The sequence below is a fragment of the Streptomyces sp. Q2 genome (assembly GCF_056820935.1).
In genome coordinates this window covers 155,371-172,634 of sequence record NZ_JBXEJE010000003.1, presented here as the reverse complement: position 1 = coordinate 172,634, position 17,264 = coordinate 155,371, and the positions used below count along the sequence as shown (strand labels likewise).

General features: G+C 68.7%; 17 protein-coding genes. 5 read left to right on the top strand and 12 right to left on the bottom strand.

The annotated features are described in order from the left end of the window. Positions 1-120: 120 nt before the first annotated feature. On the top strand, positions 121-1,092 hold the full coding sequence (locus tag ACWBNA_RS05140; protein ID WP_482702730.1) for an aldo/keto reductase: 972 nt from the start codon (positions 121-123) through the stop codon (positions 1,090-1,092). Positions 1,093-1,258: 166 nt separating this feature from the next. Here the strand turns inward: ACWBNA_RS05140 and ACWBNA_RS05135 are convergent, their stop codons facing one another. Next, positions 1,259-1,483 (bottom strand): DUF5133 domain-containing protein, encoded by a 225-nt coding sequence (locus tag ACWBNA_RS05135; RefSeq protein ID WP_482702728.1) that lies wholly within the window; start codon positions 1,481-1,483, stop codon positions 1,259-1,261. 273 nt (positions 1,484-1,756) lie between these two features. Here ACWBNA_RS05135 and ACWBNA_RS05130 point away from each other — a divergent pair, with 273 nt between their 5' ends. Both ACWBNA_RS05130 and ACWBNA_RS05125 read left to right on the top strand, forming a co-directional pair. Further along, positions 1,757-2,038, top strand: coding sequence for a hypothetical protein (locus tag ACWBNA_RS05130; RefSeq protein ID WP_482702726.1), 282 nt, complete (start codon positions 1,757-1,759; stop codon positions 2,036-2,038). Positions 2,039-2,213: 175 nt separating this feature from the next. After that, the gene (locus ACWBNA_RS05125; RefSeq protein WP_482702724.1) at positions 2,214-2,657 is read left to right on the top strand and encodes a hypothetical protein; all 444 of its coding nucleotides are present in this window, start codon (positions 2,214-2,216) and stop codon (positions 2,655-2,657) included. A 342-nt stretch (positions 2,658-2,999) separates the two neighbouring features. Here the strand turns inward: ACWBNA_RS05125 and ACWBNA_RS05120 are convergent, their stop codons facing one another. After that, on the bottom strand, positions 3,000-3,212 hold the full coding sequence (locus ACWBNA_RS05120; protein WP_482702993.1) for a hypothetical protein: 213 nt from the start codon (positions 3,210-3,212) through the stop codon (positions 3,000-3,002). On the opposite strand from ACWBNA_RS05120, the gene ACWBNA_RS05115 reads away from it, so the two are divergent. Beyond that, entirely contained in the window at positions 3,111-3,581 is a 471-nt protein-coding gene (locus ACWBNA_RS05115) for a CGNR zinc finger domain-containing protein (RefSeq protein WP_482702982.1), read from the top strand. The two genes, ACWBNA_RS05120 and ACWBNA_RS05115, sit on opposite strands and share 102 nt — an antisense overlap. Here the strand turns inward: ACWBNA_RS05115 and ACWBNA_RS05110 are convergent. The 8 genes from ACWBNA_RS05110 to ACWBNA_RS05075 form a co-directional block, all read right to left on the bottom strand. Then, on the bottom strand, positions 3,563-4,018 hold the full coding sequence (locus tag ACWBNA_RS05110) for a hypothetical protein (RefSeq protein ID WP_482702722.1): 456 nt from the start codon (positions 4,016-4,018) through the stop codon (positions 3,563-3,565). The two genes, ACWBNA_RS05115 and ACWBNA_RS05110, sit on opposite strands and share 19 nt — an antisense overlap. 158 nt (positions 4,019-4,176) lie before the next feature. Further along, complete coding sequence (locus ACWBNA_RS05105; RefSeq protein WP_482702720.1) at positions 4,177-4,770, bottom strand: VOC family protein; 594 nt, start codon at positions 4,768-4,770, stop codon at positions 4,177-4,179. 117 nt (positions 4,771-4,887) lie between these two features. After that, on the bottom strand, positions 4,888-5,631 hold the full coding sequence (locus ACWBNA_RS05100; protein WP_482702718.1) for a response regulator: 744 nt from the start codon (positions 5,629-5,631) through the stop codon (positions 4,888-4,890). Next, positions 5,628-7,004, bottom strand: a complete 1,377-nt coding sequence (locus tag ACWBNA_RS05095; protein ID WP_482702716.1) for a sensor histidine kinase — start codon at positions 7,002-7,004, stop codon at positions 5,628-5,630. Before ACWBNA_RS05095 ends, ACWBNA_RS05100 begins: the two co-directional genes overlap by 4 nt. Positions 7,005-7,030: 26 nt before the next feature. After that, complete coding sequence (locus ACWBNA_RS05090; RefSeq protein ID WP_482702713.1) at positions 7,031-7,867, bottom strand: ABC transporter permease; 837 nt, start codon at positions 7,865-7,867, stop codon at positions 7,031-7,033. Continuing rightward, a complete protein-coding gene (locus ACWBNA_RS05085; protein WP_482702711.1) occupies positions 7,867-8,796 on the bottom strand; it encodes an ABC transporter ATP-binding protein in 930 nt (309 codons plus the stop codon). The genes ACWBNA_RS05090 and ACWBNA_RS05085 overlap by 1 nt, the downstream gene beginning before the upstream one ends. Before the next feature lie 374 nt (positions 8,797-9,170). Continuing rightward, positions 9,171-12,644, bottom strand: a complete 3,474-nt coding sequence (locus ACWBNA_RS05080; protein ID WP_482702709.1) for a family 78 glycoside hydrolase catalytic domain — start codon at positions 12,642-12,644, stop codon at positions 9,171-9,173. Between the two features lie 354 nt (positions 12,645-12,998). Continuing rightward, a complete protein-coding gene (locus ACWBNA_RS05075; RefSeq protein WP_482702707.1) occupies positions 12,999-14,510 on the bottom strand; it encodes an MFS transporter in 1,512 nt (503 codons plus the stop codon). 673 nt (positions 14,511-15,183) lie between these two features. On the opposite strand from ACWBNA_RS05075, the gene ACWBNA_RS05070 reads away from it, so the two are divergent. Continuing rightward, positions 15,184-15,978 (top strand): alpha/beta fold hydrolase, encoded by a 795-nt coding sequence (locus tag ACWBNA_RS05070; RefSeq protein WP_482702705.1) that lies wholly within the window; start codon positions 15,184-15,186, stop codon positions 15,976-15,978. A 43-nt stretch (positions 15,979-16,021) separates the two neighbouring features. Here ACWBNA_RS05070 and ACWBNA_RS05065 read toward each other — a convergent pair whose 3' ends face one another. Beyond that, the gene (locus ACWBNA_RS05065) at positions 16,022-16,579 is read right to left on the bottom strand and encodes a GtrA family protein (protein WP_482702703.1); all 558 of its coding nucleotides are present in this window, start codon (positions 16,577-16,579) and stop codon (positions 16,022-16,024) included. 13 nt (positions 16,580-16,592) lie between these two features. Beyond that, on the bottom strand, positions 16,593-17,264 hold the full coding sequence (locus ACWBNA_RS05060) for a DUF4097 family beta strand repeat-containing protein (protein ID WP_482702701.1): 672 nt from the start codon (positions 17,262-17,264) through the stop codon (positions 16,593-16,595).

The following is a 17,264-nucleotide window of genomic DNA, read 5'->3' as shown; positions in this document are numbered from 1 at the left end:
CCTGGCAGGTGGTGACCGGGTGCCACCGTCTGTACGGTCATGCAGGCAGGTCGTGGCACTGGGAGACACACAAAGGACGGCCCTCGCCGTAGGCCGTCGACAAAGGAGTCTGAACAGCACATGCGCTATCGGGAACTCGGCCGCACCGGGCTGAGCGTGTCGGAGATCGGGTACGGGGCCTGGGGGCTGGGCCAGGGAGCATGGGTCGGGACCGACGACGACTCGGGGGTGCGCGCCCTGCACCGTGCCCTGGATCTGGGCGTCAACTTCATCGACACCGCCAGGGCGTACGACCGCAGCGAGCGCGTCGTCGGCCGTGCACTGAGGGAACTGCCGGGCGGCGGTGACGACGTGTACGTGGCGACGAAGGCCGGGCCGAAGGTCCCGGTCTCGCTGACGGCCAGCGGACTCGACCCCATGGAGGCGTTCCCCGGCTCACACCTCCGTGAAAGTCTGGAGACCAGCCTGCGTGAACTGGGCCGCGACCACGTCGACCTCCTTCAGTTGCACACCTGGGAGGACGAGTGGACCGGGCGGGGCGACTGGCTGGAGACGGTCGACGCCCTCAAACAGGAGGGCAAGATCAGGTTCTTCGGGATCTCCGTCAAGGACCACCAGCCCGAGAACGTGCTCACGGTGCTTCGCACCGGGGTGCTGGACGCGGTCCAGGTCATCTACAACATCTTCGAGCAGGCCCCGTCGGACGCGTTGCTGCCGGCCTGCGAGGAGTACGGCGTGGGGGTGATCGGGCGGGTCGTACTCGACGAGGGAGCTCTGACGGGCTCGATCCGCGCGGGTGTCACGTTCCCCGAGGGCGACTGGCGCAACTGGTACTTCAGGGACGACCGGCCCGCCCAGGTGGACAAGCGCGTGGACGCGCTCCTCGCCGACCTGGGGATCGGCGTCGACGAGCTCGCGTCCACCGCGCTGCGGTTCGCGCTCGCCGGACGGGCGGTCTCCACGGTCATCGTCGGGATGCGGTCACTGACGAACGTGGAACGCAACGCGGCGGTCGCCGAGACATCACCGCTGACCTCCGAGGAGCTCGCACTGCTGGCCCGACACCGCTGGCCGAAGAACTTCTACAGCTGAGCCGGTCCACGGCTCGTACCTTGCCCTGTTCTCGGCACGAGCCTGGTACCGAACTCTCACCGGATGCCGTGGAGATGGCCTTCAGGATCAGGAGACCGAGGATCACGACGGACTCCGGCCTCATTCACCACAGCGACAGGGGTGGCGGGGGAGGAGGAGTATCTGTTCAGCGATGGCGGGGCTGCTGACGTGTCATGGCGTCGGCCAGCTGCCGACGGGCTATGTACAGCGCCGTGTCCAGTTGGCGGGTGCCGGTGACTACGCACAGCGTGTACGTCGCGTCGTCAAGTTGGCGCGCGGTCTCCGAGCCGCCGCCGGACGTCAGGCGCCGTTTGAGTGTCTCGCACCGCTCGACCAGCTCCCGCAGGAGCGAAGGATGCGCCATCACCATGGTGACCGCCTCCGTCCTAGCCTGTCCGGACCACCGTCCTTCACCCATACGGTCGCAGCCATCCGCGTCCGCCGCACCTCGAGGATGTATGAGCGGTTCGGACTGAGCGAGCAGGTCGCGGCCCCTCCATCGGGATCGGGGAATCACAAGCAGGGCTCGGCGCGGCCGGCATCCCCTCGGACGGCGCAATGGCCACCGCCGCCGCTCGCTGCCTACCGCACTCGGATCTAGGGTCGCTCACATCCGTCTTCGCACGCGAAACGAGGAACCGAGATGGCGATTCTGGTACGCAACCAGGCCGCGGGGTGGAGCCAGGAGCTTTACCAGGCGACGTTCGACCGGGCGATCCCGGACCGGACCCATCCGCCCGCCGGGCTCATCGCCCACTTCGGGGCACCCGACGAGACGGGCGGCTGGCAGGTCATCGACGTATGGGAGTCGGAGGACGCGTTCCGGCGTTTCGTGGAAGAGCAGGTCAAGCCAGCCGCACAGGAACTCGGAGCGCCACCGTTCGAGTCGAAGGTGGTCGAGGTCTACAACTCTCTGATCCCGTAACGACCGTGGGCGGTGCCTCCCGTGCGGGAAGGCACCGCCCGCGGTCCAGGGGGGCTCCGCAACCGGTTCCGTGCCGCCGTCGCCACCAGTGACTTGATGCCGGTCGTGTGGCTCCAGCGCGCGCTTGCCCTTCACTGCGGAGAACCGCGTCTCCGGATGGATCAGCATGTCTGGGATGCTCGTGGCACAAGCGCCGCTGATGCTGACCCTCAGGTGGCAGGAGTTCCTGGGAACGGATGACACATTGCTGCCTGGAGAAGAACACGGGAACGCCGTTCTGGCCGACATCCTGCTGAGCGGGAAAGTCGGAGTAGCCCATGTCCAGTCGGTGGGAGACCTGATCTCGGTCACCGCCCGGCTGGACATGGCCGCTCAGCGCCGCCAGATCACTCCTGGCCTGGACGCGATCATCGAACTTCACGAGACCATGGAGCCGTTGGAGGACGCGTACCGCGCCGCCTGGCGGGCTGTGGAGACGGCGCCGGACAGGGAACGGCGGATTGCCGAGCTGGACAGGCTGAGGGTCGCGCTGACGGACGCCGTGCGAGGCACCGTGGAACTGGCTCGACGGCACGGCCTGCAAGTCGAACTCCAGCGCTTGGATTCGCCTCAACGCTGAGGCGCTGCCTTCGGTCAGGCGTTCCGGTTCGACGGCTGGATGCAAAGCCGGATCCACCTGGTGATTCCCCGTGCTGGAGGACGACAGCGGAGTCGTAAAATGTAATGGTTGAATGTATTTGACCCGTGACCGCACTCTGGCGGACATGGAACGAATTTCAGATGTGCGGCCTGGATCGTGGTGGTGCCCCTCCTGTGGGCTCTCCTCCGCGGCCTGTCGACCGGTATCAGAACACTTCACGTCCGAGGGAATGGTGCGGTACCTGTGGTGCACCAGCAGTGGATGGCTCGTCACTCGCTCCGACTTCCAGCTGATCCAGGTCAGTGAACCGGGCGGGGAAAGTCAGTCCGCGGCGCGTGCAGTTTCGTAACGCCCGGAGAAGGTCACGTGCAGCAAAATCATTACGGCCGCCTGGGGGCGGTACTGTCCGCCGACTTGATCAATCTCCCCGTGATGAGCGCGGCGAGCATCCAAGCCCTGCTCGAGGCACATGAGATCCGCCGGCCGGAGATCGAGGATGGCGATGTCGATGACTTTCGGCAGTGGCGGGATCACCTGGCGAGGGTGTTTGACGAAATGGATTCCGCTGCGCAGTGCTCAGCCGTGAACGACCTGCTGGTGGAGGCGACCATCCGTCCCTGGGTGAGCACCCACGACGGTCTCCAGCCTCATCTTCACTTCGTACCCGACTCGGCCGACGTGCTCTCGCGGGTCAAAGCGGTCACCGCCGGGGGTCTCGCCTTCGTTCTGTGCTGGGAAGGAGGAGCACGGCTGGGGCGGTGTATGCGCTCCCAGTGTTCCCAGGCGTATGTGGACACCTCCAGGAACGGACGACGGCGTTATTGCACAGCACGCTGCGGAAACACCGAAGCAGTGATGCGGCATCGTTCCCGGCGAAAGTCACCTCAGCGGCCCCTGCGGTAGGTGAAGACGATGTCCTTCTCCCAGGCGGCCGACTCGTCCTTCGACCGGTCCCAGACACCATGGATGGTGTCGCCGTCGTCGCTGAACCGTCCGGTGAACCTTTGCCTGAACGGAAGGGGCGAGAAGTCGGACGTCTCGCGCAGCAGCTGCCACGTTTCGTCGGCGAAGGTCATGGAGTACAGCCGTACGACGCCCCGCGCGTCGTAGTAGTGATACGTGTACTCGCCCGTCTCCGGGTCCACCGCGATGATCGCCACACTGTCCGGCGCGGGTTCCGGGGCCTGTGTGCGCTGGAGCAGGAACTGCCCGCCCAGGGTCCATTCGAACACGCAGCGCCCGACGGACGACGGCAGACCGGTGAACTCGGCCTCCACCACCCAGTCGCCCACCAGAACGTCCAGCTTCTTCAGCGCTTCCCGCCGTGCCGTTGCGTCCACCGCAAACACCTCCTTGCAAGGGGACCGCGGTGGCGAGCGAAATTCATCGGTCCCGCACTCGGACCACATCACTCTCCGCCGTCCGATCCAACGCGGCTGGACGGGCCGACGCACAGCCACCGGCAGGCGCTCCAGCGGTCACCATGAGGAACGACCTCTCAGCCCGTGACGTTGAACTCGTTTCCGCCGGCGTCGAGGAACTCGCCGGCTTCCCCGTCCTGACGGGTGACTTCCAGCCGCACCCTGTTCCGCGCCGCCTTCGGCGCAGCAGGCGGCCCCATCACCATCGAGACCGTGCTGGCGGGCCTCCGGCGCAGCCGGACGCCCCAGTCGTGGGAATCGACCACCTGCCAGTCGGCCTGGGCCTGCCAGAAGGCACACTGCTCGGAGCGGTCCTCCTCGGCGACGTCAAGGCAGATCGCGACGAGGCCGGAGTCGGCGAGCACGCCGGGGTGTCCGGGACGCAGCACGCAGAACTCGTTGCCCTCCGGGTCGGCCAGCACGTCCCACGGGACGTCCCCCTGCCCGATGTCGACCCGCGTCGCACCGAGGGTGAGCAGGCGAGCCACCTCGGCCTTCCAGTCCGGCCCCCCGGCCAGGTCGAGGTGGAGCCGGTTCTTGACGGCCGCCTTCGGCTCCGCGGTCGGCACGAACCGCAAACGCAGGCCGCCCGTCAGGCCCCGCGTCGCGCCCAGCCAGAAGCGGTCCATGCGCGTGACATCCAGCGCGTCGATCACAATCCCGGTCAGCATCTCGTTCCCCCAAGCCCTCAAACCGGTCGCCTGCTCATCGCTCTCCTCATTCTGATAGACCAGTCATGGGCCGGGGGGTCCACTGGCCGGGCCGTCGTCGCCCACGGCCGGTGGCGTTCATCCACCGTCTTCTGCGGCCGCCCTTCCGCCCCGCTCCTGGCCGATCGCGCGGTCCGACGCCGACTGACCGTGCTCACCGTGGGGGCGGACGAGTCCGGCGTCGTACGCGAGGATGACGGCCTGGATCCGGTCGCGGGCGCCGATCTTGGCGAGCACGCGGCCGACGTGCTTCTTGACGGTGGATTCGGTCAGGACGAGGCGTTCGGCGATTTCGGTGTTGGTCCAGCCCTTGCCGATGGCGACCAGCACTTCGTACTCGCGTTCGCTGAGGGTCCGGAGCCTGGGGTCGTCGGTGTCGGGGATGTCGACGGCGGAGAGCACCTGGTGGGCGTGCGCGTCGAGCAGGCGCCGGGTCAGGCTGGGAGCGACCACCGCGTCGCCACTGGCGACCGCGCGGATTCCGGCGACGACTTCCTCGGGGCGGGCGTCCTTGAGCAGGAAGCCGCTGGCGCCGGCTCGCAGGCCTTCGTACGCGTACTCGTCGAGGTCGAAGGTGGTCACGATGAGCACGCGGCTGCGACCGCCGGCGGCGACGATGCGACGGGTCGCCTCGATGCCGTCCATGCCGGGCATGCGGACGTCCATCAGGACGACGTCGGGTCGTAGTTCAGCGGCCAGGCGTACGGCTTCGGCCCCGTGCTCGGCCTCGCCGACCGGAGTCATGCCGGGGGTGCCCTGCAGCAGCATGCGGAAGCCGAGGCGTTGCAGGGGCTGGTCGTCGGCGATCAGCACGGTGGTCATGGCAGAGGTTCTCCTGATGCCGACGGGGCGGGTGCGGCGGGTACGTCGAGGACCACGTCGACGATCCAGCCGGTGCCGGCACCGGTGTCGCGTGGGCCGATGGTGACGGCACCGCCGTACATGGCGGCCCGCTGGCGGATGCCGACGAGGCCGTGCCCGGGTTCGCCGGTGCCGACTCCCGGCTCCGTTCGCACGCCCGCGCCGGGCGGTGCTCCCGTGTCGGCGACCCGGATCCGCACTTCCCGGACGTCGGCGGCCACGGTGACCTCGGCGGCGGAGCCCGTCCCGGCATGCTTGATCGTGTTGGTGAGCGCTTCCTGGATGACGCGGTACACCGTGAGCTGGACGCCGCTGCCCAGCTCGTCGAGATCCCCCATCGTCCGGTAGGTCACCGTCAGTCCCGCCGCGCGGACCCGGGCCAGCAGTGCGTCGAGATCGCGGATCCCCGGCTGCGGGCTGAGCGGCCGTACGTCGTCGTGCTGCTCCTCACGGAGAACGCCCAGGACGCGGCGCAGTTCGCCCATGGCCTGTCGCCCGGTGTCGCCGATGATCCGCAGGGCTTCGGCGGAGTTCTCGTTCCTGCTGGCGGCGAGGGTCGAGGCGCCGTCGGCGAGGCCGACCATGACGGAGAGGTTGTGGCCGACGATGTCGTGCATCTCGCGTGCGACCCGGGAGCGTTCGGCGGCGGCGGTGAGCTGGACGCGCTGGTCGCGCTGGATCTCCAGTCGCGCGGCCCGGTCCTCCAGCGCCGCCAGATACATCCGGCGGATACGGAGCGAGAGGCCGATGGCGACGGCCGCGGTCGCCGTCGCCACCAGGAAGAAGAGTCCGGGCAGCGGATGCTCGACCGGCACCAGGAAACAGACGGCCGGTACGAGTTCGACGAGCGTCAGTACCGCGGCCCAGCCCAACGCCCGCAGTGAACCGCGCAGGGCAAGGCTGTACAGGGCGACGAGCAGACTGATGCCGGCCTGCTGCCAGATCCCCAGTGACCACTGCGCGAGAGACACCGCCGAGATGACGAAGAACGTGGGAACCGGAGCCCTGCGACGCCACCACAGCGGCACGATGAGCGCGACGGCGAATCCGAGCACGACGGCGGTCGGCAGATCGCCGCGGTTGCCGGTGTCGCCGAAGGGACCGTCGTCGCGGCCGCCGGAGAACACGTCGGGCAGGCTGACCAGAGCGACGGCCAGCACCACCGCGGTGTCGAGCAGCCACGGATGCCGCCGGTCCAGCCGCTGCTGGCGGCTCTGCCCGCGCAGCAGTCGCCCCAGGAGCGGGTGCGCCCAGGCCGCGTCGAGCCCAGGGGGCGCCGGGAGCGTCGTCCCCTGGGCAGTGTCCGCGGCGGCTGCCGGCGGTTCCGGAGTCATGGCACCCATTGTCATCGGTCCGCTGATCAGGCGTCGGTTCGGGCCAGCCGGTACGCCGCTCCGGCGAGCGTCAGCGCCACCCAGCCGGCGAACACCGCGAGCCCGGCCCCGGGCGAGAGGAGATCCGAGGACTCGTGCAGGGAGTACATCGCCGATCCCGCGTTGCCGGGGAGGTAGGGGCTGATCGTGTCCTCCCACGAGTTGGGCAGCAGACTGGTCAGGCCGGACAGGATGAGCAGGACGCCGACCAGGATGGCGATGCCGCCCGCGGTGGAGCGGACCAGTGCCCCCAGGGCCACGCCGAACACGCCGACCAGGCCGAGGTAGAGGCCGGCGCCGGCCAGGCTGCGCAGTACTCCGCCGTCGCCCAGGGACAGCGCGATCTTCTCGCCGTCCAGGCCCAGACTGCCCAGCTGGAATGCGGCCAGCGCGCCGATCGTGGAGAGGACCAGCGCGATTCCGCCGAACGTGGCGCTCTTCGACCACAGGACCGGCAGTCGTCGTGGCACCGCGGCCAGGGTGGAGCGGATCATGCCGGTGCTGTACTCCCCGGCGGAGATCAGCACCCCGAGCACCCCGATGGCCAGCGACGCGAAGGTCAAGCCGGTCAGGGCCACACTGATCGCGTCGCTCGCGCCGCCGGAGCCCGGGCCGGGCGGCCCGTCGTTCGCGACGGCATCGGGGCTGTAGGTGGCGGAGGCGATCGCCCCGATGGCGATCAGCAGGAGCAGGGCGACGCCCAGGGTGATCCAACTGGAGCGCAGCGACCAGAACTTGGCCCACTCCGAGCGCAGCACCCGGCGGCCGGTCACCTTGTGAACCGTCTGGTGGCCCGGCGCCGGAGCAAGGGTCGTGGCGGTCATCAGGCGGCCTCTCGGGCAGTGGTGGCGGGGGCGCTGTGGTACTCCACGGAGTCGCTGGTGAGTTCCATGAACGCCTCCTCCAAGGAGACGGACTGCGGGGTGAGTTCGTACAGCGGCACCCCGTGCTGGGCGGCGATCGCCCCGATCTCACGGGCGTCGCGCCCGGAGACCAGCAGTTCCTCCGCGGAGGAGGAGCTGATGGTGATGTCGGGGCCGGCCAGCAGCGAGCGCAGTTTCCGGGCCTCGCTGGTGGAGACCTTCACGCCACCGCCGCCGGCCTGCTGGACGAAGTCGTCGACCGTGGTGTCGGCGAGCAGCCGGCCGCGGCCGATGATCACCAGATGGTCGGCGATCTGCGCGGTCTCGCTCATCAGGTGCGAGGAGAGCATCACGGCCCGGCCTTCGTCGGCCAGCCCGGTCAGCAGGTTGCGCACCCACAGCACGCCCTCCGGGTCGAGGCCGTTGACCGGTTCGTCGAGCATGACGACCGCCGGGTCACCGAGGAGGGCCGCGGCGATGCCCAGCCGCTGGCCCATGCCGAGCGAGAAGGCGCCCACCCGCTTGCCCGCCACACTGCCCAGCCCGGCCAGCTCGATGACCTCGTCCACCCGGCGGCGCGAGATGCCGTGGGTGTGCGCGAGCGCCATCAGGTGGCCGAACGCGGTGCGCCCGGGGTGGACGGACCTGGCCTCCAGCAGCGCGCCGAGCTCGTTCAGCGGCGAGGCATGTTCTGCGTAGGGGCGTCCGTTGACGGTGACCGAGCCACCGGTGGGGGAGTCGAGGCCGATGATCATGCGCATGGTCGTGGACTTGCCCGCCCCGTTGGGGCCCAGGAAGCCGGTCACCTCACCGGGTTTGACGGTGAAGCTCAGCCGGTCGACCACCGTCCTGTCCCCGTACCGCTTCGTCAGCTCACGAGCTTCGATCATGGATGTGGGCCTTCCTCGAACTCGGCCGCGATCACACCGCGACGTCTGTGTTCGAACGCTATGAGGCCATCCGGTTCCGGCTCTGGGACCACGGGGGACTCTTCGGCGGTCCACTGGTACCGCGGTACCACTCGCACGCCCTTGTGCGGCGACTCGCACCCGGTCGACTGGGTGGAGGGCGTGGACACGAGGGCCGATGTCGTCGGCACGCTCTGACGACGTGATCAAGCCTGACTTCGGAGCCGCTCCGGAATCTCCTGAAACCGCGCTCTCCCGCCGGCCGGGACCAGACCGGCAGGAGAGCTGTGTCAGTGGCAGTAGCCGCTGATGCGGCTGCGACTACGGTTCAGCATTCACGAGCAAGGCGGACGGTGTCACAGGCCCTTTTCGACGCGGCCGATGAGCGCCTGCACCGCCGCTCCCTGGGACGCTGTCAGCGTTCCCTTGTCAATCTGCGGAGCGGCCCACCTGTCGATGTCCCGCAGACGTGCCAGGGCCCGGTCCACGTGCTCGTCGGTCCTCCGCGCATCACCCGCCGCGTAAGTGGTCCAAGCGGCTTCGACGGAGGTCCGGACCTGCCGCGCCCGCTCGCTTGCCGTCGGCGCGCCCGGAGCGTCCAGGCTCGCGACCAGATCACGCAGTTCTCCTGCTGCCACCTTGGCCTCGCCGAGGCCGCCGAGGACAGTGTCGACGCCGAAGCTGTACGACCCCGAACCGACCTCGAACACGGCAGCCTCGTTCTCCATCCGAAGGAATCGGACACCCTTGGCTGCGTCAGCCGGTCGGCCGCCCTCGGTGACCGCCCAACGCGTCGTCGACGGGACGTGGACCTCCGCGAGGGTGTTGACCGGGACCTTCACCTTCAGGTCGAGAGCGCCGTTGGTGGTGCTCCACCGTGAGGACAGCAGCCCGTACACGGTCTTGAGGCTGCCCGAGCCCTCCGTCAGGTTTCCGCCGGGCGTCGGCGCGATCCGGGAGCGCTTGTAGCCGGGGTCGATCGCGGAGAGGCCGCCGATGTTCTGGAACATCCAGTCGCCCACGGCGCCGTAGGCGTAGTGGTTGAAGGAGTTCATGTCGACGGGGCCGAAACTGCCGTCAGGCATGATCGAGTTCCAGCGCTCCCACACGGTGGTGGCACCGTTGACGACCTCGTAGCCCCAGGACGGGTAGTCCTTGTGCAGCAGCATCTTGTAGGCCAGGTCGTCCCGGCCGATCTTGCTCAGGGCGGGCAGCAGCAGCGGTGTGCCGATGAAGCCGGTCCGCAGGTGGTAGTCGGTGAGCGCCAGTTTGGCCACGAACTTCTCGCCGACCTTCTCGACCAGTGCCGGATCGGAGACGAGGTCCATGCCGAGGGCCATCGCGTATCCGGTCTGAGAGTTGCGCTTGACGGTGCCGTCAGCCGCGACGTAGGCCTGGGTGAAGGCGGTGCGGATGTCGGCGGAGAGCTTGCTGTAGTCGGACGCCGCCGTGTCGTCGCCGAGGGCCTTGGCCATCTCCGCCATCATGCGGGCGTTCTCGGCGTAGTAAGCCGTGCCCAGGATGCCCTGCTCGGTCGGGTCGTCCAGGTGCAGCCAGTCGTCGGTGAAGAAGGTGGTGCGGCCGGGCTCGAGCAGGTCCGGTCCGGCGCTGTCGCGCACGAACTGGAAGAACTTCCGCATGGCGGGGTAGTTCTCCCGCAGGATGCGGGTGTCGTCGTAGGAGCGCCACACGGAGTACGGCACGGTGATCATCACGTCCGACCACCCGACGCCGCTGTCACCGAACTGCCCCTGCGGGGTCGGTACGACCGCCGGCAGGTCACCGTTGGCGTACTGGGAGTTGCGCACGTCCGCCATCCAGTGGGACAGGAAGGCGCGGGTGTCGACGAGGTAGTTGGCCGTCGGGGCGAACAGGCTGATGTCGCCCGTCCAGCCCAGGCGCTCGTCGCGGGCGGGGGTGTCGGTGGGAATGGAGAGGAAGTTGCCCCGCTGGCTCCAGGAGACGTTGCTCACCAGTTGGTTGAGCATGCTGTCCGAGGTCTTCAGCGTGCCGGTGGACGGGAGGTCGGATCCCCACACGACGCCGTTGACGGCGGAGAGCGCGGGAGGCTCGTTCATTCCGGTGATCTCGATGTAGCGGAATCCGTGCTGGGTGAAGGTGGGTTCGTAGGTCACCGTTCCGGACTCGGCGAAGACATAGCGGTCGGTGACCTTGGCGCTGCGGAAGTTGTCGGTGTAGAGGGTGCCGTTCTTGTTGAGCACCTCCGCGTAGCGGATCTTGGCTGTCTGGCCGGCGGAGCCGGTCAGTGTCAGCCGGGGCACGCCGACCATGTTCTGACCGAGGTCGTAGACGTAGGTCCCGGTGGTGGGCTCGGTCATTTTCCGGGCCTCGAGGACCTGGGTCCGGCGCACGGGCTCGTCGCTCTGCGGGACCAGGAGGGCGGTTTGGGACTCCACGCTCGCGGCGGGTTCCCACGTCGTGTCGTCGAATCCCGGCCGGCTCCAGCCCGACGGCTTCAGACGGGCGTCGTAGGTCTCGCCGTCCTGCAGGTCGGCCTTCACGTAGGGCCCGTCCGCCGCCTTCCAGGAACCGTCCGTGGCGATCCAGTCGACGGACCCGTCGGTGTAGGTGATGCGCATCCTGGCCACGAGTGCGGGGGCGTCCCCGTACTGACGGGTCCAGCCGATTCCGACCTTGCCGGCCCACCAGCCGTCCGCGAGGGATGCGCCGATCACGTTGTCGCCGCCTGCGAGCAGTTTCGTCACGTCGTAGGTCTGGGACTGGATGCGCTTGTGGTAGTTCGTCCAGCCCGGGGCAAGCACCTGGTCGCCGACCGGCTCTCCGTTGATCTCCAACTGGTAGACGCCGAGTGCCGATGCGTAGACCCGCGCAGAGGCGACCTTCTTGCCTGCCTTGGTCGCGAAGTCCTTGCGCAGCAACGGCATCGGCCGGGTCGCGGGTGCGTACAGGGCGTCCGTGGTGCCGGACACCACGAGGGCGGAGCCGGTGATCTCACCGCCGGTGAACGGGTTTCGTCCGGACGCGAAGTCGGTGTTGAGCAGTGTGTCGCCATCGGTGTTCGTCACGACGACGTCGTAGACCGTTCCCCGTTCGCCGCAGCAAGCGTGCGTGCGGAAACCGACGTAGCCCTTCGTGAACGTGGAGTCGGTGAACGTGTTGACCAGCTTGCCGTCGAGGGTCGTCCTGATGGTGGTGCCCGCCACGTCGTAGCGGACGGTGTGCCGGTCGGCGAGGAGACTTGCGTTGGTGAAGCCGTAGGGCGCGAGATCCACCCGCTGCACCACGGTGTAGTTGCCGTTGACCTGCTTGTGCAGGTTCAGCATCGGGGTTGAGTCCGTGACGCTGAACTGCCACATGTACCCGTTGCTCGCGTCGGAGGCACGCAGGAACATGCCGAAGGCAGCGCTGTCGAGCCTGAACTCGACCGTGGCGGTGTAGTCGGTCCACCTGTCCAGCTCACTCGCGCTCTCAGGACGAGCGATCCACTGGGCGCCGTCCCAGTCGCCGGGCTCCAGCAGGCCTGTCTCGAAGTACGCGTTCGCGCTCCACGGACTCGCGACTCCCTTGTCGTCCCACGCTCGAACGCGCCAGGAATAGCGGGTGGCTGACTTGAGGTCAGGGCCGCCGTACTTCACGTCGACCTGTCGGTCGGAGCGCACCTTCCCGGACGACCACACGTCGGCAGACCCTGGCGTGCGCCCGACCTGGATCTCGTAGGCCTTCTGGGATGTCGCCCGGCGGTCCGACTCCAACTGCCAGCCGAAGACCGGGACTTCGCCGCCGATGCCCAGCGGGTTCACCCGGCCATTGGTGGTCAGAGCCTTCACGGTGAACGGCGCGTCGGACACCGATGCCACGGGAGACGGGGGCGCCGGCAGGACCGACAGTCTTCCGAGTACGGCAAACATGACAAAGCCCCTGAGAAGCGGGGACAAAAGCGTGCGTTTGCGGAGCACGAACATCTCCATGTATTGAATCGTTTCAAAACGCGGGGTTAACCGGACGCTCCCATGGGCCGAGGGACACGTCAAGAAGTGGAACGCAGGCTCTTGACAGCGGGCCGCCAACGTCTCAGGCCCGGTGCTTCAAGGCACCGGGCCAAGGCACCGGGCCAACGTAACGGGCCCGGTGCTTGATAGCACCGGGCCCGTTGCCCGTACCCTCCCCGTCCCCACAGGTGGGCGCGGGCCGCCACACGCCGCTTACATGTGGACTATGGGAGCCGCGTCGGCGTCGACCGCGGGGACGCCGCGCCGGTAGAGCAGCACCGTGATCAGCGCGCCGGCCGCGAAGAAGCCGGCCGACCACCAGTAGGCGGTGGAGTAGGACTCCAGGGCCGCCTGGGCCTGGTTGAGCTTGTTCGTGGGGTCGTTGCCGACCAGATAGGAGGTGGCGGCGCTGGCGGCGAGGGTGTTGAGCAGCGCCGTGCCGATGGAACCGCCGATCTGCTGCATGGTGTTGACGGAGGCCGAGGCGACGCCGGCGTCCTCGGCGGACACGCCACTGGTGGCGAGGCTCATGCCTGGAGCCATGATCAGACCGATGCCGAGGCCGACCATCAGCAGGGGCGGCAGGATGTGGGCCGCGTACGTGCTGTCCATGTCGAGAGCGGTGAGCCAGACCAGGCCGACGGCGCCGAGGGCCATGCCGAGCGGGACGACGATCTTCGGGCCGAAACGAGGGATCAGGAAACTCGTGGACGTGGTGGCGCTCACCATGAGGGCGCCGACCATCGGGAGGAAGGCCAGGCCCGTCTGGACGGCGGAGAAGCCGAGGCTGAGCTGCAGGTAGTAGGTGAGGAAGAGGAACACGCCGAACATTCCGGCACTGGAGATCAGCATGGCGATGAAGGACGCGCCACGGTTGCGGTCAAGGAGTACGCGCAGCGGCAGCAGGGGGTGCGAGGCCTTGGTCTGCCACCAGGTGAAGGCCGTCAGCAGCGCGGCACCGGCGGCGAGGAAGCCCCAGGACAGTGGCGAACTCCAGTCGTGCGACTCGGCGTTGGAGAACCCGTAGACGATGCTGAAGAGGCCGGTGCTGACCAGGACGGTGCCGGGTATGTCGAGCTTGGAGGTCCGGTCGCGGGATGTGCGCTTGAGCAGCATCGAGCCGCCGACGAGGGCGAAGGCCGCGATGAAGAGGTTGACGTAGAGGGTCCAGCGCCAGTCCATGTACTCGGTGAGGACGCCGCCGAGCAGCAGGCCGACGGCCGCGCCGGAGCCGGCGATGGCGCCGTAGACGCCGAACGCCTTGGCCCGTTCCTTGGGGTTGGTGAAGGTGGTGGTCAGCAGGGAGAGCGCGGCGGGGGCGAGCAGTGCGCCGAACAGGCCCTGGAGGGCGCGTCCCGCCACGAGCATCTCGAAGTTGACCGCTGCACCGGCCACGGCCGAAGCGGCCGCGAAGCCGCTCACGCCGATCAGGAAGGCGGGCTTGCGGCCGAAGAGGTCGGCTATCCGGCCGCCGAGCAGCAGCAGGCTGCCGAAGGCGAGCGAGTAGGCGGTGACGATCCAGGTCCGGTTGCCGTCGGAGAAGCCGAGGTCGGCCTGGGCGGACGGAAGGGCGATGTTCACGATGGTCGCGTCAAGCACGACCATCAGCTGGGCGAGCCCGATGACGGCGAGGATCCACCATCGATGACGGGGTCCGTTTTCTTCGGTCTGGGGACCGCTTCTGGCGGGCGGCGCTGTGTCCGGCGCTGGGGCTGTCTGAGCCATGGGGACGTACTCCAGTCGTAGATCAGGTCACGAATGTTGGAAACGAAACCGTTTCGTACGGCTACCTTAGGAGGGGCGTGAGCGAAACGCAAGCGTTTCGTTGGCACCCTCCTTCGTGTCGGCCGGGGAAGCTGTGTCGAAGGTCGAAGGTCGGCGGTCGTCCTGCGGCCGGTCTTCGGCCGGGCAGTTCGGCCTGGGCGGTGCCGCGGGGCTCGGCCGGGCCGCCACGTCGCGGTCGGAGGGCGTCACGCGTCGAGGTGGGCGGCCACGTCGCGCCCAGGCCGGTCGGAGTCTCAGCGGCACATCGCTTGCGGGTGTACGAGCTCGGCTGGCGGAGCTCGTGCAACCAAGCGAACGGTGTAGTAACCGTATTCCACGCCAGGGGTCTCGAAGGTTGTCGGTCAACGATCCTTTGGAGGGTCACCGGGGGGCGTGGCGATCCGGGCCCGACGCGGACCGGCCAACCCCATCACAGTGCTCAGGGGCACAGAGCGCGTAACCCATGCGCATGCCTGGCGAGACAATTGATGGTCTTCCTCTTGTGGTGCGTCCTCCGAGGTCTTACGTTCCACGGAAAACGGTTTCTTCAGTTGACGCTTCTGCTCACTCCCTGTCCACCCTCCTGTTCTCACTCTGAGTCCTGATCGGACGTCACCTACCAGGAGAGGCACACGTGATCGACCTCGGACGCATCCGTCTGTTCTGTACGAGCCTGGGGCCTGTCGACGCTCCCGCCCTGCTGCTGGCGCACGGCTGGGGCGGCGACGGCCGGGAATGGTCGGTTCATGCCGAGACCCTGGCGGACCGGTTCCGCGTGGTCGTCCCCGACCTGCGCGGTCACGGCCGCTCCGAGGTGCCGGAGCAGGGCAACACGCCGGTGAACATGGCGTACGACCTGGCCGCCCTGGTCGAGAACCTCGGCTGCGGCCCGGTGGTGGCCGTCGGTCACTCCATGGGCGGGCAGGTCGTCAACCTGCTCGCCGTACGGCACCCGGAGCTGGTCCGCTCGGTCATCGCCCTCGACCCCGCCCACGGCGCGCGGGGAGCCGAAGTGGACGGGATTCCGCGCCGGTTGGCCGAGTACCGCGAGCGGGGGGCTCGGGCGGCGGCGGCCTTCGTGGCGGGCGCGTTCTCCCCGCACGCCCCGTCGGGGCTGCGCACCGCGCACGTCCGCACCATGCTCGGCACCTCCGACCAAGTCATCGCCCAGGCGTACGCGGGCATGTACACCGACCCGGACGCGGTCGGCGTCCGTCCGCGCAGCGAGGCGTACCTGCGCCGACGTACGCAGCCGGCCCTGACGGTCTGGACGTCGGCCGAGGCCGCCGACTGGGAGAGAAGCACGCTGCACGTGCCCGGTTCGCGCGTGGACCACTGGCCCGGCGTCGGACACTACCTGCACGAGGAACACCCCGAGCGGACCGTGCGGCTCATTGAGGACTGGGTGAGTGGAACCGTTCCACGGTGAACGAGGCGCCGGCGAACGGCGAAGTCCGAGCCTGGGGCGACGCTCACGCCGCCAGCTGTGGCCATGACCCTTTCTGCCGACTCGTGCACGACGGCTGGCGCACTCCCGTCGGGGCGGGTACGGCCGTCGCCCCCTGCCGGGTGAGCGGTCGTGAGGTGCGGCCGCGGCGGCCGGGGAAGACGTAGAGGCGCAGGATGGCGAAGCGGCCTGCGCCGGCGAGGCCGGAGGCGCTGAGGTAGACGATCTGCTCGGTCGGCATGCCGGGGGAGGGCTGCACCGCGTGCAGGACGTACACGGCGATGCTGGTCGCGAGGTAGGCGGCGGTCGCCGAGCCCGCGGACTGCCAGTGCTCTCGCCATCCGGCGCTGCGCCCTTTGGCGAAGGTGAAACGCGCGTGGAGTTCGGTGCACAGCAAGGTGGACGCGACGGTGATGAGCGCGTTCGCGACCGCCCAGGGCGCGGTCATGGCCAACAGCGGTACCGCGAAGCTGCAGAGGACCCCAACGCCACCTCCTAAGATCACGAACCGTATGAAGGAGGCGATGGGGCCAGGGGCGGCCGAAGTCGCCATCTCGGGCTTCTGTGCGAGTGGCGACTTCATGGCGGGTGCTCCTTCAGAGGCTGCGGGCGGTGATGTCGCCGTGGGCGGTGGTCGCGTGGATGTCGAGCTGGGCGGCGGCGCCGTCGATGTTCAGCAGCGCGTTGTGGATCCGGCCGTAGGTGGTGCCGGCGTCCAGACGGGCGGAGACTCCACGGGCGGCGCCGATGGATACCTGGCCGGACTCGGTGCGCAGGACGACCGTGCCGCGCACGGCCTCGTGGATCTGAAGGTCGCCCTTTTGGGTGCTGATCTCGCCGGGGCCGCCCAGGCGGCCGACCGAGATGTCACCGGCGAGGAGGGTGAGGCGGGCGCTCGCGGTCTCGTCGAGTTTGACCGAGCCCTGCGCGCCCTCGAAGGTGACGTCGCCGAGTCGTCCGACGCCGCGGAACTCGGCGCTGGCCGCCTTGGCCTCGACGCGGGAGCCCGCGGGCAGCTGGATGGTCACCTCGATGGATCCGGAGGGGCCGAGGATCCGGTTCTTCGCCGGTGCGGCCTCGATCCGCAGGACTCCGTCGCCGTACTCGACCCTGGTCTGCTCCGCCGCCTTCACGTCACGGTCCTTCGAGGCGTCCGCGGGCAGGACCTCGACCGTGGTGTCGGCCCGGTCGGCGGCGATGAACCGGATGCGTCCCGCGGGGACGTCGAGGACGGCGGAGACAGGGGCGGGGGTGTCGAACTTCTGCAT

Excerpts from the sequence above, each read along its gene's own strand:
- ACWBNA_RS05140 (WP_482702730.1), top strand. The coding sequence starts at position 121 with ATGCGCTATCGGGAACTCGGCCGCACCGGGCTGAGCGTGTCGGAGATC.
- ACWBNA_RS05135 (WP_482702728.1), bottom strand. The coding sequence starts at position 1,483 with ATGGTGATGGCGCATCCTTCGCTCCTGCGGGAGCTGGTCGAGCGGTGC.
- ACWBNA_RS05125 (WP_482702724.1), top strand. The coding sequence starts at position 2,214 with ATGCTCGTGGCACAAGCGCCGCTGATGCTGACCCTCAGGTGGCAGGAG.
- ACWBNA_RS05105 (WP_482702720.1), bottom strand. The coding sequence starts at position 4,770 with ATGCTGACCGGGATTGTGATCGACGCGCTGGATGTCACGCGCATGGAC.
- ACWBNA_RS05060 (WP_482702701.1), bottom strand. The coding sequence starts at position 17,264 with ATGCAGAAGTTCGACACCCCCGCCCCTGTCTCCGCCGTCCTCGACGTC.
- ACWBNA_RS05090 (WP_482702713.1), bottom strand. The coding sequence starts at position 7,867 with ATGACCGCCACGACCCTTGCTCCGGCGCCGGGCCACCAGACGGTTCAC.
- ACWBNA_RS05075 (WP_482702707.1), bottom strand. The coding sequence starts at position 14,510 with ATGGCTCAGACAGCCCCAGCGCCGGACACAGCGCCGCCCGCCAGAAGC.
- ACWBNA_RS05065 (WP_482702703.1), bottom strand. The coding sequence starts at position 16,579 with ATGAAGTCGCCACTCGCACAGAAGCCCGAGATGGCGACTTCGGCCGCC.
- ACWBNA_RS05115 (WP_482702982.1), top strand. The coding sequence starts at position 3,111 with ATGAGCGCGGCGAGCATCCAAGCCCTGCTCGAGGCACATGAGATCCGC.
- ACWBNA_RS05100 (WP_482702718.1), bottom strand. The coding sequence starts at position 5,631 with ATGACCACCGTGCTGATCGCCGACGACCAGCCCCTGCAACGCCTCGGC.
- ACWBNA_RS05085 (WP_482702711.1), bottom strand. The coding sequence starts at position 8,796 with ATGATCGAAGCTCGTGAGCTGACGAAGCGGTACGGGGACAGGACGGTG.
- ACWBNA_RS05130 (WP_482702726.1), top strand. The coding sequence starts at position 1,757 with ATGGCGATTCTGGTACGCAACCAGGCCGCGGGGTGGAGCCAGGAGCTT.
- ACWBNA_RS05095 (WP_482702716.1), bottom strand. The coding sequence starts at position 7,004 with ATGACTCCGGAACCGCCGGCAGCCGCCGCGGACACTGCCCAGGGGACG.